Annotated in this window: 12 protein-coding genes; all 12 read right to left on the bottom strand. The window is 30.7% G+C overall.

Annotated elements, in window-relative coordinates; translation table 11 throughout:
- Positions 1 to 48: 48 nt before the first annotated feature.
- The 12 genes from metK to PHO71_RS09115 all read right to left on the bottom strand — a co-directional run bounded on the left by metK (position 49) and on the right by PHO71_RS09115 (position 14,445).
- Positions 49 to 1,344, bottom strand: a complete 1,296-nt coding sequence (gene metK / locus PHO71_RS09170) for a methionine adenosyltransferase (protein ID WP_300202064.1) — start codon at positions 1,342 to 1,344, stop codon at positions 49 to 51.
- A gap of 62 nt (positions 1,345 to 1,406) precedes the next feature.
- Entirely contained in the window at positions 1,407 to 1,937 is a 531-nt protein-coding gene (locus PHO71_RS09165; RefSeq protein ID WP_300202405.1) for an adenine phosphoribosyltransferase, read from the bottom strand.
- Positions 1,938 to 1,962: 25 nt separating this feature from the next.
- Positions 1,963 to 4,545, bottom strand: a complete 2,583-nt coding sequence (locus PHO71_RS09160; protein ID WP_300202062.1) for an aminotransferase class III-fold pyridoxal phosphate-dependent enzyme — start codon at positions 4,543 to 4,545, stop codon at positions 1,963 to 1,965.
- A 2-nt stretch (positions 4,546 to 4,547) separates the two neighbouring features.
- Complete coding sequence (locus tag PHO71_RS09155; RefSeq protein WP_300202060.1) at positions 4,548 to 5,585, bottom strand: beta-ketoacyl synthase N-terminal-like domain-containing protein; 1,038 nt, start codon at positions 5,583 to 5,585, stop codon at positions 4,548 to 4,550.
- A 2-nt stretch (positions 5,586 to 5,587) separates the two neighbouring features.
- Positions 5,588 to 6,640, bottom strand: coding sequence for a radical SAM protein (locus PHO71_RS09150; RefSeq protein ID WP_300202058.1), 1,053 nt, complete (start codon positions 6,638 to 6,640; stop codon positions 5,588 to 5,590).
- On the bottom strand, positions 6,637 to 7,800 hold the full coding sequence (locus PHO71_RS09145) for a hypothetical protein (RefSeq protein WP_300202055.1): 1,164 nt from the start codon (positions 7,798 to 7,800) through the stop codon (positions 6,637 to 6,639). The genes PHO71_RS09150 and PHO71_RS09145 overlap by 4 nt, the downstream gene beginning before the upstream one ends.
- Positions 7,787 to 9,232, bottom strand: coding sequence for a radical SAM protein (locus tag PHO71_RS09140; RefSeq protein WP_300202052.1), 1,446 nt, complete (start codon positions 9,230 to 9,232; stop codon positions 7,787 to 7,789). The genes PHO71_RS09145 and PHO71_RS09140 overlap by 14 nt, the downstream gene beginning before the upstream one ends.
- Complete coding sequence (locus PHO71_RS09135) at positions 9,229 to 9,645, bottom strand: acyl carrier protein (protein WP_300202049.1); 417 nt, start codon at positions 9,643 to 9,645, stop codon at positions 9,229 to 9,231. The genes PHO71_RS09140 and PHO71_RS09135 overlap by 4 nt, the downstream gene beginning before the upstream one ends.
- The gene (locus tag PHO71_RS09130) at positions 9,632 to 10,999 is read right to left on the bottom strand and encodes a beta-ketoacyl-[acyl-carrier-protein] synthase family protein (RefSeq protein ID WP_300202046.1); all 1,368 of its coding nucleotides are present in this window, start codon (positions 10,997 to 10,999) and stop codon (positions 9,632 to 9,634) included. Before PHO71_RS09130 ends, PHO71_RS09135 begins: the two co-directional genes overlap by 14 nt.
- Positions 11,000 to 11,092: 93 nt before the next feature.
- Entirely contained in the window at positions 11,093 to 11,677 is a 585-nt protein-coding gene (locus tag PHO71_RS09125; protein ID WP_300202043.1) for a TetR/AcrR family transcriptional regulator, read from the bottom strand.
- Positions 11,678 to 12,390: 713 nt separating this feature from the next.
- Positions 12,391 to 13,794: a HAMP domain-containing sensor histidine kinase gene (locus PHO71_RS09120; protein ID WP_300202040.1), complete on the bottom strand. Its 1,404-nt coding sequence runs from the start codon at positions 13,792 to 13,794 to the stop codon at positions 12,391 to 12,393.
- A 3-nt stretch (positions 13,795 to 13,797) separates the two neighbouring features.
- Positions 13,798 to 14,445, bottom strand: a complete 648-nt coding sequence (locus tag PHO71_RS09115; protein ID WP_300202037.1) for a response regulator transcription factor — start codon at positions 14,443 to 14,445, stop codon at positions 13,798 to 13,800.
- Positions 14,446 to 14,935 lie beyond the last annotated feature (490 nt).

The following is a 14,935-nucleotide window of genomic DNA, read 5'->3' as shown; positions in this document are numbered from 1 at the left end:
TTTACTCTTTGTATTTCGCCCCAATCATGGGACGAAATACAAAGAGTTTTATAAATTAAACTCTCTTTTTATTACATTTATATAATCTAATTTTTCCCAAGTAAATAACTCAACTTCTATTTGAATAGGTTCACTAAGATAACGTGACATAAAAGTTTTAGTTATTGTTTTGGGCTGTCTACCCATATGACCGTACGAAGCTGTTTCAAAATAAATTGGATTTCTAAGTTTTAATCTATCTTCAATTGCTTTCGGACGCAGATCAAATAGTTGCTTTACTTTGTCTGCAATTTCATCATCAGTATAGCTGACTTTAGATTTTCCGTAAGTATTGACATAAACATTAACAGGAGCAGCTACACCAATTGCGTAAGAAACTTGAACTAATATTTCGTCTGCTACACCTGCGGCTACTAAATTTTTAGCAATATGCCGAGTTGCATAAGCTGCACTTCTATCAACTTTGCTCGGATCTTTACCCGAAAAAGCCCCTCCGCCATGTGCACCTTTTCCACCATATGTATCAACAATAATTTTTCGCCCTGTTAATCCCGTATCTCCGTGTGGTCCACCGATAACAAACTTACCGGTTGGATTTACATGGTAAATAATACTTGAGTTAAACAGCTGTAATACTTCTGAATTTTTTATACCAGAAATAACTCGAGGCATCAATATCTCAACAACATCTTTTTTAATTTTTGCTAGCATTTTATTGTCAGCAATTACTTGTGCTTCTTCTGTATTATCTACCGAAGAAATAAATGCATCATGTTGAGTGGAGATAACGATTGTATCAATACGTATAGGCTTTCCAATATCATCATATTCTATCGTTACCTGGCTTTTTGCATCTGGACGCAGATAAGTCATATCCTTTTCTCCCCGGCGAATATCAGCAAGAGCCTGAAGAATACGGTGTGAAAGGTCTAACGACAATGGCATATAGTTTTCTGTCTCATTTGTTGCATAACCGAACATCATTCCTTGGTCACCCGCACCCTGTTCCATTGGATCTTTTTTTTCGATACCTCTATTTATATCTTGGCTTTGCTCATGTATCGCAGATAATACACCACAAGAATTACCTTCAAACATATATTCTCCTTTTGTATAGCCTATATATTTAATTACATTTCTTGCTACTTCTTGAAGATCAACATACGCTTTGGATTTCACTTCACCTGCCAATATTACTTGCCCAGTTGTAACAAGAGTTTCACAGGCAACTTTAGAATTTTTATCATAGGCGAGAAATTCGTCTAATAAAGCATCAGATATTTGGTCAGCAACTTTATCTGGATGACCTTCGGATACTGATTCCGATGTGAATAAATAACTCATAATCTTTTAATTTATTTTTTGTTTATAGAATAAATAAAATAGTCTGTTTCTTAAACACGTTTTCAACTATCTAATTTAAAAATTGAGGATACATCTAAATTTTCAGGTAATTTACATCTTCCACTTAAATGTGTTAATTCAACAAGAAAATTTACATATATATGCTTTACTCCCATGCTTTTGACTAACTCATATGCAGCAAGTATAGTCCCTCCTGTAGCAAGCAAATCGTCATGAATAAGAACTATATCATCCGCAGTTAAAGAATCGCTATGTATCTGAATAACATCCTCTCCATATTCTTTTTTATATTTTCTCTCAAAACACTCAAAAGGCAATTTTCCGGATTTTCTAATAGGGACAAAACCAGCATTTAATCCATATGCTAAAATTGAAGCCATAAAAAAACCTCGTGATTCGATGCCAATAACCTTAGTTATACCTTTGTTTCTATATTTTTCTAAAAGCATTTCTGTTAATATATATAGATAGTTTCTCGAACTTAATAATGGTGTTATATCCTTAAAATTTATTCCATTATACGGGAAATTAGGTATATTTCTTATCTTTTCTTTTAATAATTCTACGTTTATATCGCAAGTCATTTGTCCTAGTTGATTAAGAAATATTCGTGAAAGAAAATTTTTTAATAACACACTCAAGTCCATTTATAAAATAATCAATCTCACTGTCAGTAATTACTAATGGTGGCTGTATTCTTATTACATTGGGATTGTTTAATGTTGAAAATGTCAAAATACGAAATTCCTTCAGTAAATAAGATGATATCATTAATGTAAAATTTTTCTGCATATATACCTCGACATCACCAGTTATACTATTTGTAAACCTGTCTATAGTTTTATATAGATCATTAGAAAGTAAGTCTTTCATGTCATCAAATTCATCGTCTAAATAACTTTCTATTTGACTTTTCATCTCATCTAACCCGCCACAATAGTCCATGTCAAATTCAATCCCAATCATTAAACCGATGGCTCTTACTTCTTTTATTATGGAATATTTCTCTTGAAGTTCCATAAGCTTGCTTTTGAAATACCTGCCTCTGCTATCCGCTTTTTCGGCAAACTTCCCATCTATTAGTAGTTTTGTCGCTTGTAGCGCAGCTGTAGCTGCAAAATTATTTCCACCGAATGTAGACGTGTGTAGCGCATAATTTTCAGATTTTCCATATGCCTTTTTAAACAAGTATTTAGAAGTCACACATGCTCCAATGGGAACCAGTCCCCCTCCTAATGATTTTGAAATCGTCATGATATCTGGAATAATATTTTCATGTTCAATTGCAAAATTCTTACCTGTCCGTCCAAAACCTGTTTGTATTTCATCAACAACTAATAATACGTCATATTTATCACATAATTTTCGTATATTTTTCAAATAACCAACAGGCGGTATTATTACTCCTGCTTCCCCTTGTATTGGTTCAATAAAAAATGCAGCCACATCTTTATCCATAAAAATATTTTCTACAGATTCCAAATCTCCAAATGGTACATTTATGGTATGTTTCAATAATGGCCGGAAGTATTTTTTATATTTCTCTTTTCCTGATATTGACAGAGATCCCAATGATTTACCATGAAAACTACCAGTTGCAGATACTATATATCTTTTTTTAGAAAGTTTTTTTACGAGCTTAATCGCAGCTTCAATAGCTTCCGTTCCTGAATTACAAAAGAAACTAATTTCGAGATCTCCCGGTAAGAGATGAGCTATATTCTCAGCTAAAGCAGTAGTTACAAGAGTTGGAGATATTTGTACAATACTTGGAACCTGCATGTCTATCATCTTTTTTATTCCAGATATAATAGCCGGATTATTATGACCGAAATTTACAGAACCATAGCCAGCAACAAAATCATAATACATATTACCTTCAACGTCCCATAAATTTATCCCCTCACCTCTAATAAATAATCTAGCAAAATCAGCCATATTCCATAAGTCTGCAATGGTTGGACTTATATAAGATTTATATTTATCCATAGCTTCAGACAAAGTTTGCTTTTTTGCAATATCAAAATCAGATAGAGATATTTCAGTATTATTTGAGTAAAAATATTTTTTAACAAATGATCTTATTCTTGTTTTGTCTAATTTTTCATTAAATGAATATAAATTAGAGATAATAAAACCATGTTTTTTACTCATCATGTCAATTTCTTCAACATTATCTATACTCAGATTTCTTCCAACAGAAAATGCCTCCAGTCTATTATCTAATGACAATAGTACAGTTTCTAAAATACAACCATAAAGATTATTTTTAATAAATCGCGTAAATATATTATCATCCCAGCGAACTAATTCATTAAAACCGCAGCGCCCACCATCAACTATTAAAACATCTTTTCTTCCTTCTATTGGCTTGATTACATCTCTTGGAGCTGCTATGTCTATTACAATAGAGCCTGTTGCTAGATTATTTGTGTCAATTATATCCCCAGATGAAGTAGCTGAAATTATAATCTTCCCTTTGTCTAATGCATCACAGAGATTATTTATAACAGTTACGTTATCTCCAAGATATTTGGATTCTGAAATCATCTTATTCAAATATTTATCAGTTCCTCTCCCTACAAGAGTCAATTGCTGTTTTCCTCCTGATCTTTTAGATAACACTTCGGCTATGAGAGTTGCGATACTACCCGGGAATCCGATTATTGTTACAGGCCAATTCTCAATAACAAGATCATAAGATTCTTTTAAGTGATTAAGTGCTGCTATTCCGTTATATGCAGTAAATATATTTCCTGTCGTAAATGGAATTTGAAACAATTCATTAAAATCCACCCCTCTGTTTCCAATAATACCAGTAAATCCTCCTAAGCCAATTATGTCAACATTATGCTCGTTTATTAAATCCTCTGCAATTTCTTTTATTTGCAAAAATGATTTTGCTTGGTTCTCTAAAATATCTTTCGGCATTACTGGTAAACAACAAATTATACCGCTTGTATTTCCATACGGAGTAGAAATGCAGTCTATTTCAAGAAAGACAACACCATTACTTTTTTTCCCAATAAACCGGCCAATATTTCCGGTTTCTTCCATCAACTTATTAAGACATTGAAACGACCCTTTTAGGTCTATAAAATTTTGAGTATGATTCATTAATTTCAGAAATTGATACTCTTCGCGGTTCATTGGGTGCGCGATAAATCCAAATTTATTCATGATTATTTTGTTATATTTATAAATGTTATTATCTCATTATAATTCTTCTGAAACAGCAATGCATTATTAAATTTATACACATTTTTATACAAAAGCAACAAATAAAGAAATCCATTATTAATACTATTATAGTCGTTTATTTCGGGTTGGACAACTTTCGCGTTAATAAATATTTCTTTCATAATCTCCATTTCTGTTTTTGTGGATTCATTCATATATTGATCCACATATATTATTAGATCTACATTTTCCTTGCTAAGAAGATTAGATTTATAGAAACTGTCAAATAGGCTGTGAAAATAATGTCTTTTTTGAGTATCGCTGAAGTCTTTTTTTATGTAAAAGGACCTTCCACCTCTAAAAAAAAGAGATCCTGAATCAGCTTCTTTGCCTAATACAGCGTAGATCGCCGAGTCTGCAAACTCTTTATTCTGCATTTCATAATTGTAATACTGATACATTTGTTTTTTTTCCAAAACAGAGTAATTTAATGCTGATGATCCACAAATAACCATATCATATTTTTTGTGATATATATCATTACTGGCATCAATAATAGATTGTAAATCTGTTCCTTCTCCTGTTAAGTATGTTTTATTTGAGCCATTAATACCTAACTCTGAAGAAATTAAGTGATTTGATAAATTAGGCATTAATCTAAACATATCACTCAAACTATAGCACCGAGTAATAGAATCACTAAATGTATTCTCAGAAACTTTTCTTAAACAACACAGTTTTATCATTTTATTATAAGTTTCTTCTATACAAAAATTATTTGACTCTTTTTCAAATGTGTATAACCCAATACGATTTCCGTCAAAAGCCTCTATATCTATGTTTGCCGACTTCAATGCCTCCTTAATAGCATACAATGATAAAAGAGTTGTTTTTTTATAAAACTGTTTCTTTTTTTTATTTCCAACAGTGTTATCAAATGTTATGGTATTACTTTTATTAAAGTCAAAATGGCACAATCCATCTCCAATCTTCTTTATTGAAAAGGTTTTCCCTATGGACTTAATTGGTATTCTTAGCATAGTTATTTGTTAATAAAAAACTTTTTAAAATATTTTGATTGCGATAACAGATCCTTTATCCATACCAAATTCCTCATATCATACAGATATTCTATATCTCCTCTTTCTCTTGCATAGCATTTTTCGCATTTATTATTTTTATATGCGCAATCTAAAAGGTTGTTCATTTTTTCAATGGTAAAATCGGGATCATTTATATTCAAAAGAACATCTTTATCTTCTACATAATTTTCACAAATAACAATATTTCCATATGGATCGATTACAAAAAATTGTTTGCCAGCCTTACAATCTGGAACTACTCCATTTTTTATAAATTCTCCAGTTTTTTTTATTGTATAATCTGATATCTTAAATGAAGGATGTTTTCGCTTAAGTTCATATAAGTATTCTGCACTATAATCAGATGAGAAGTCCAATTTTATTTGATGATTGTCATCAGGTCGATAGGGGTTGCATGCAAACTCAATATTTTGTTTATCACAAAAAGTCAAGAAATCGTTAAATTGGTCTGCTACTTGTGGAGAATAAATAGCTTGTATTGCAATTCTTTGGTCTTTTCTTGTCCTAGTGTCTTTTAAATACTCTATGCTTCTCATAGCCTTTTGATAAACCCCAACACCCCTGAAGTCATCATGCATATCTTCACGAAAAGCATCAATTGATATATTCATAACATCAAGTCCTGCTTCCCATATCCTTTTTGCATTTTCGTGATTAATCAAAGTTCCATTTGAATTTATAATAACAATATGATCCTCACTATACATTCTCACAATATCATACAAGTCTTTCCTAACAAATGGTTCTCCTCCAACCAAATTAACAGATCTAACTCCTAACTTTTTACATATAGATGAAAATCTCTTGTGATCTTCAAACTTCATCTCCTTTTCTATGTCAACTGGCCTTTTCCAGAATACACAAAATTTGCACTTCAAATTACATCTATGTGTCATCAAAACCGCTGCTATAGCAGGGCGGTTTTTAATGATAGAGTTGATTATACTACAATCAACTTTCATTTTTTTTACACTACTTTTTAACTGAATCATTTTTCAAATATTTCAAATTTATAATCAGGTATTGGAGGAAATAACTTGCTGAATATTTTTCGAGTAAAAGGACGTATAATCGGAGATGTGACATATATAAACCACCACACATTCACAGGTGTACATCCTATTTTTCTTTTGAAAAAATCAGCAGTTTGTCCACATTTTACAATTTTCTTTTTTTCATGCATGGCCACCTCTAATATTTTGTAAACTAGATTAAAATATATATCGTATTTATTGTTCACTATTTTTTCATATCCAATAAATAGCGGAACAAACTTATCACGTAATTCTACAATACTAATGTGACCAAGTAAGATATTCTCTCTTTTTATTGTTATAAGTTTCGCTGAAAAACTATTACTACTTAGAACTTTTCTGAAAAAGTCAGAAGATAGTTTTTCCAATTGAAATTCAGAAGATCCATTTACTTGCTCATATAAATTGTAAAAATTATCATCGAAAACAATATCATTATTTTCTAAAACACTTATCTCCAATTTGTCCCTTTTTTCTAGAACCTTCCGAAGCGAACTTCTGTACTTTCCTCTAAGAGACCTTACGTATTCATCAAAAGAATTCCATTTTATAGTAAAATCATTCGAAGGTAGTCCTGATATAAGTTTATATGACTTGTTTTCTATACATTTAATCCATTCAAGCTCATCGTCAGTAAAGTCTTTAAGAAAAGTTATTTTAATCTTCTTATTTTTAATTATGTTTTTAATAATTGTATCAATTGAATACAGTATATCTCTCGTGCATTTCTTATCGAATATTCTTATCGAATTATCAACAATAGAAACAGGCAATCCGCAAAACAGTGTATTAATAAAAAAAGAGTTCTTCCAAATTTTACGAATTTTTGAAATTATTCCTTTTGCAGAATTACTAACCAAATTTAGAAGGTCAAGTTTGATTGAAAATAAAACAACATTAGCAACTTTATCACCTTTATCAAAGATTATTATATAATAATATGAATGTACATTTAATACGCTTTTCTCTGTTATTTTTAGAAAATCATATTTCATATAAAAATCATCTTTTTCTATTCCTGAATCCCATTTGTTTTTATCAATCGAATCAATAGAATTAAAAATTTCAAAAGATAAATTTCCGTATAGCTCAATATTTACCATATTATCTGATTTCATGATTCCTGTCTTTATTTAACGTAAATTCGTCAATTGTTTTAAATTTATCGAAAACACATTTTACTTCACTGTGTTTGTGAGCCTGAAATATACCGTATATAAACTTGAACATAGTATAAGCACTTCTGTGAAAAGGATTCAGTGGAAAGGGCAAATTTCTATTAAGAGTAATTAATCTTATTGGATTATATGTCTTAATGTATATCTTCGCTATTTCTCTATAAAAACTTTTAAGAGACATCCTCGTATTCAAGACCATATGTTCCATATCATAAATATCCATATTAAAAGAATTTATTTGATCAAATGTCTCGTCAAACAATTCTGTTCCAGGATATGGAGTAAGACACTGGAGATGTAAGAAGGTTATTTTTTCCCTCTTAATATTTTGCCATAAATTGTCGAAGTCTTTTTTAGTCCATTGCGGATATACAATCACGCTAGCTAAACAATCTATATTGTATTTGCGTAAAATACACAGAGATTGAATATTTTGCTCTACGGAAGCTGCTTTATTGACATACTCCAAATCCTTTTCAGAAAACGATTCAAGCCCAACTAAAACCGTACTAAGACCAAGTTTTCTAAATCGTTCTACTAGCTTCTCTTTAGTTATTATTAATTCTGCACTGCATTCAATAATATATCTTTTTCTGATATTATTCTCTTCCAATAAATCCAAAAATTCTTCTATATTAGTATTTGCCAAAAAATTGTCATCACAAAAAAACACCCATTCTTCTTTAATGGTTTTCAATTCCTCAATGATGAGTTGCGGATTTCTCGTTTGTACACCAATTTGTTTTCTCCAAACACAACAAAAATTACACTTGTGAGGGCATCCTAGAGAATAGACTACGGTAGCAATGGAACGAGCACCATAAAGAAAATATCTATTTCTATATTTACTTAACAACTCTCTGTTCGGAAATTTGTAATCGTTAAAACATGACAATCCAGAATCCTTCTCTGCAAAAACCAATGTCCCATTTTTTCTATATGCAATACCAGGAACATTTTCAAAACCACTTCCACTTTTAAATGCCGATACTATTTTTCCTATCTTGCTAACTCCTTCACCAAATATTATAATATCAATTTCTGGAATATTGTACATTCCTGGACTAATCGTAGGTTGTTCTCCTCCAACTAAAATTAACACTTTGCTATTTGCTGCTTTTGCATATTTCGCATACTTATGCATTTGCAATATATGCACAGCAGAACTATTGAAACCTATTATATCCCATTTTTTTGAGGACATTTCTTTCAATAATTTTGTTTCTCCATCTACCCATGTGTCAAGTATTTTAACGTTGTATTCCTCTAGCTCAGCAGCTAAATATTCTAGTTGAAGTGGTTCGAGTTCCGTTAAACCTTTAAAACCTAAGCACATCTTAGGAAAAGGTACTCTTACTAATAATATGTTCATTTGTTTATTAATTTAATTAACAGTATTGTTATTGTGTTTACATTTATAAGACTAACAATCCTTGCAGACAAACTATCCAAGTCTTGTTTAAGGCTAAGATGCTTTATGGTTTCTATTAACTCAGAAGTAACCTCGATGTGATATTCCGACAATTTATTCTCCCATTCATTAATTCTTTCAAGAGTTATTTCACCTGCGCCTTCTAATTGAATCTCATTGATGAAATTAAACCAATCTTGAGTGGTTATCTCTATATCAAACTCATTTGACAAATTTGACCTTAATTGCATAAAATCAATGGAATCATAACCTAAATCGTCCGTTAAAGAATCCAGATCATTATACTCTTCGATACCAACTATTTCAGCTACGATAGTTTTCACTTTACTTTTTATAAAATCATTTTTTTCCATTATTTATATTATTATTTTGTAAAACAAGACAAGAATTGTACCCTAAAAAAGCATATGAGGTGCTTATTGCATTTTTAATCGTTTTCTTTATAGCTTGTTGTGGTGTGTATTGAAGGTCACAATCTTTCTTTGCGACTTTTAAGCCTAATGTAGGATGAATTTTTTCATTTTCAAAACAAGCTAAGATAGCTATGCATTCAAGTACACCAGAAGCCACCATGCTATGCCCAATAATAGATTTTGTTGAAGATATAGGTATGTCATATGACTTACTCCCGAAAACTCTCTTAATTGCTTTTGTTTCGGAAACATCAAGTATTGTTGATATCCCATGACTATTGATGTAATCTATGTCTGTAGCTTCTATATTTGCATCAATTAGAGCATTTTTAATACATACACTATACAATTCACCTTCCGGATCGCAATTCGTTAAATGTGCATTTGCCATATTTGAAGAATAGCCTATAACTTCACCATATATACAAGCACCTCTATTAAGTGCATTTTCGTAATCTTCTAACATTACAATCCCTGCTCCTTCTGATAAAGTAAAACCGAAATGATCTGACGAATAAGGTACTAGGCACTCATTTTTCGATAATGGCTTTGACAGTATATTTAATGAATTAAACATTGCATAATAAAGCGGATCAAGTGGAATATCTACAGCACCACATAGAGCATATTGCAACTGTCCACTTCTTATTTTATGAAAAGCCGTTCCAATACAATCATTAGAAGAAGAACAGCCATTCATTAATAATTCAATATCTCCTGTAAAAGGTAACTTGTCTAATAGCTTATCTATTAAATGAAATGGCCCAGAATAAGGATAATATTGCTCTATATTTTGTTTTACTAATGAAGAAAAATCTTCAAAATTAATATCTTCATTAATATGATTCGTGTTTTTGAAATAGTTATAATAATGAAAGAAATCATCATTCTGTGCATCTATTCCCAAAAAAATACCGCCATCGTATGAATTAAAATGTGTTGTGTTTAACTTGCTATTTTCAAAAGCTGTTAAACACGACCAAAGCAAGAATAATTCAGCTCTTTTGACATATCCATCTGAAGGTAAACAGGAAGGATTATGTAAATCATTAATAACTTTTTCGAATGGTATAGTTAAATAATTCGATATTTCTTTTACAACTTCACTGTCAATATTTCCTACGTATTCTGACGCACCTATATTTCTTTCTTGATAAGAAGACTTTTTAAATCCATTCTCCTCCGAAAATAAAATTCTGGAAAATTCAGAATAATTTTTCCCAATTGATGAAATTAGTCCTATACCTGTAATAGCGACCCTCTTTGATTTTTTTGTTTCTTCTTTTAGTTCCATATCAACCAGTGTTTATATATGACTATGTAGGTATTAATAGTCATGTATGATTAAAAAAAATATATATTACAAATGCAGCAAAGCTGCATTTTGTTACGAATCAATTAATTGTAAATTCATGCCTCTTAGTAAATATTTGATTGTATCATCAAAATAATCTTCTCCAATCATTTTCTTAGATAACATTAATATAAATATAGCCCTAATGCTACTAGCGAATACTTTAACACGAGACCTATCTATTGATAACACTGAAAGTATTTCATCAAAAAAGATTTCATCATCTTTGAAATGTTTATCCATAATATCAATAGGAAGTTTTCTTTGAAGAAATTCTATTTCTCCATTTGATAATATGGAAACAAAGAAATCTTGGTCTCTCTTTAATAAATTAAATATCGTGTCAGTTAAATAATCTACATCAAAGACTTTTGAATGTCTAAGTATTTCCATAAAATCAGCTTGAAGCTTATCATGAAAAGTTACAATTACTTCAAAGAACAATAATTCCTTAGTCTCATAAAAAAGATAAAAAGCCCCTTTTGAGATACCTGCTTTTAAAACCAATTCATCTACCGAGGTCTTTCTAATTCCTGTTTTCACAAGAGCATCTTCAGCAGCTTTTCTTAATTTATCCTTAATAATCACCTTTTCACTTTCCGTAAATCCTTTTCCCATATTTTCTATATTTATATGACGCTATTAGTTCTTTCGGTCACAAATATACAAAAAAAAAGAGAAGAACACATAGAAAACACCAAAACAGATATTTACTCTGCTTATCTGAATGCAAAATAAGGGGTTTTTCTACTGATATCAAAAAAAGCACCCTTAAGATTACCTTAAATTTATTTATACTTCAAAATGGAGCTTTTTATATAAAACGAGTGATAATGAATTCTTAGAAAATTCTATCCTATAAAGAGCGTAGCGTTTTGATAATAAATAACTTTTGTTATATGAAAGAGAAATTCGGATTATCCAGGTCCCACCGTAGCAATGGCGAGCTTTCTTCCACAGAAGATTTTGCTTCGGTAAACTTAAGTCTGATCCGCGGTAGACAAACGGTGAACGCAGGTTGTGAAATCTTGATTGAGTTTCACAGTGTAACTCAAAAACACGAAAGATGCCGAGACGTCTGTACTCTCCACGTGAAAGCGGGCAGTAGTACGGTAGCAATACACTTGTGGAGTCTTTTCTACGCTCAACTCCAACTTATACTACTGCAAGCGCCGCTTTAACCATCCATAGATGAAATCCGCCTGCACCCTCCAGCAGTGGGACACTTCGTTCCGGTAGAGGTTTGTAAGTAGCTCGCTAATGGCACCACCTTATGCATTGCACTAACGAGCCTTTGCAGGTGGAGAATATATATTCGATAAAATTTACACTCATATTGAGCGGCTGCGTGGAATTTTCAATGTAGCAATTGTTCCACTTCTTTCATCACTTTCTATTGAAATCTCCATATCAAGTAATAAACAAAATTGTCTTACAATAGATAACCCCAATCCATGTCCACTTATTGCATGATCCACATTAACGCTAGACCTGTAAAACGGATTGAAAACAGATTTCACTTCTTGTTCATTAATTGATATGCCAAAGTTTCTTATCATGCAGTAAATGAATTCGCAATCGATTGATTGATATATATCAATACTTCCTGTATTAAATGAATATTTTATAGCATTAGAAAGTAAATTATTTATAATGGTCAAAAACATAAAGTAATCAGTATAAACAGAATAGTCGTTAATTTTTTCAATATTTAATTTTAGATTTTTCTCTTTTATCTGCATATCAAACTCTGTCAACGAATCGGTTATAACTTTATTTATATTTACTTTCTCTGGATTTGATGATTTTTTACTTGTTTCATATTGAGTCAGTAATAATAAACCCTCTATTAAATCATTTAGTTTATCTACTTGCGAAATGCAATACAATGATTTTTGCTCGTAATCCTTAATCTCTCTAGGCTTTCTAATTAAAACTTGAAGAGTACCTTTGATAACAGATAACGGCGTTTTAAATTCATGAGAGGTAAATGAAATAAAAGACTTCTCTCTTTCAATCACTTTTTCCAGCCTATCTAAAAGGTTATTTATAGTAAAAGATAAAATATATAATTCATCTTTATTTTCTGATAAAGGTATTCTTGATGACATATTTTTATGCGATATTTGATTTGAAATATCAATTATTTTCCTTATCGGATTAATGCTACTGGCAGCAACATGTCTAGAAATAAAATACTGAATTATTATAAGAAAAGGAAAGCTTATCAAAAAAGAATACTTTAATATAGTTAATACCCTCAATGTTACCTCAATAGGAGTAGCGATGATTATATAGCCAGAGATACTTCTATTCGTAATAACTGGAATATGTACTTGTCTTATTATAAGGTTATGTACATAGGAGTTATAATATGTATGACTCTCATATTCTCCTAAATTTAAACATTCCTCATTCAAATTAGGTGATTTATCTATAACAGTCTTTTGGGCATTCAAAAATTGAATAAAAACAGCATATCTTCCTATAGACCTGTGTTCTTTTTCTTGCCATTCTATTATTGTAGATGGAAAGACTATATGACTCTGAATCTTATATTTATCTGTAACAAGATTAATTTCGCCTTCAAGAAACTTGTCAATACTATTATAAGAATGTATCTTCACTAACTCATATACAATAAGAGAAAGGAATACATTCAATAAGGTCATCAGCAATACACAAGTAAAAGCTATCTTGTTTTTAAATGATAAATTCATCTTACCATACAACATATACTAATCTTTTGCAATATACCCAATACCTCTTATCGTTTGGATGTAATTACTGTCTTTATTCATCTTCAATTTCTTGCGTAATGAATTTATATAAACGTCAATAATACTTGTGTCATAATCAAAGCCAATGTTCCAGACTTCCTCTATGATTTTATTGCGTGTACAAATAGCGTTTTTATTGTCTATGAAGTATTTCAATAAATCAAATTCTTTTTGTGTAAGATGAACAAACTCTTTATTAACATAGACCTCACGATTAGAGTTGTTTAATTCTATATTTCCCAATATTTGAACTTCGTTCATTCTTAAACTCAAATGATTTTTAATTCGCTGTAACAATTCTTCAAAATTAAATGGTTTTTTTACATAATCAATAGCTCCTGCTTTCAATCCTTCTATTGTATCTTGATAAGTGACTTTGGACGTCAAGAAAATGATAGGGATGTTGGGCTTGCTTTTTCTAACCACTTTGCATATATCCAATCCATTTATTTCTGGAAGTAACCAATCTAATAATAATAGATCTATCGTTTCATTCAAAGCGTATTCAAGGCCCCCTTTCCCTTTGTTTTGAACAACTACTTCAAACCCTTCTTCTTCAAGTCCACTTGCGAGAAAATCACAAATTCCTATTTCGTCTTCAATCACTAGTATACGCATTTGTATTTCTATTTTTTTTGTTACTTTTTTAATACAACTATATTGTTAAGCTTTATAGCTTTCGCTACGTTTACAATTCTTGCAATCTAATAATACAGACAACTGAGTTACTATTCAGTCAAATAGAGTGTTATTTTATTCGATTTGTGTTGATTATAGCAACAAATTTGATAAAATTTCCATGAATGCCATGCAAAACGTAAGAAAAAATGCTTGTTTCTCTGTTTTTGACGTGATTAAACTTCTTAAACTATTGATATTCAGCAGTATTTTTGGCTGAGTAGTTACAACAACTGAAACATAACATTAAAAAATGCAAATGATAAAAAACTGACAAATAGCATATTTACAGTAACTACTCAGGTTCTTTTTTAGGTATAGAATTTTCCTCTACGTGCAATTTAGCAATTGCCAGTAGAGTCTTATATCTTGATATTTGATTTTTCTTTGCCGTATCTACGATTGAGTGTAATTGCAT

The organism is Bacteroides sp., from assembly GCF_028690125.1.
GTDB lineage: Bacteria > Bacteroidota > Bacteroidia > Bacteroidales > Bacteroidaceae > Bacteroides.
Note: the sequence above shows the minus strand (reverse complement) of the source record. Positions and strands in the feature narration are given on the sequence as shown.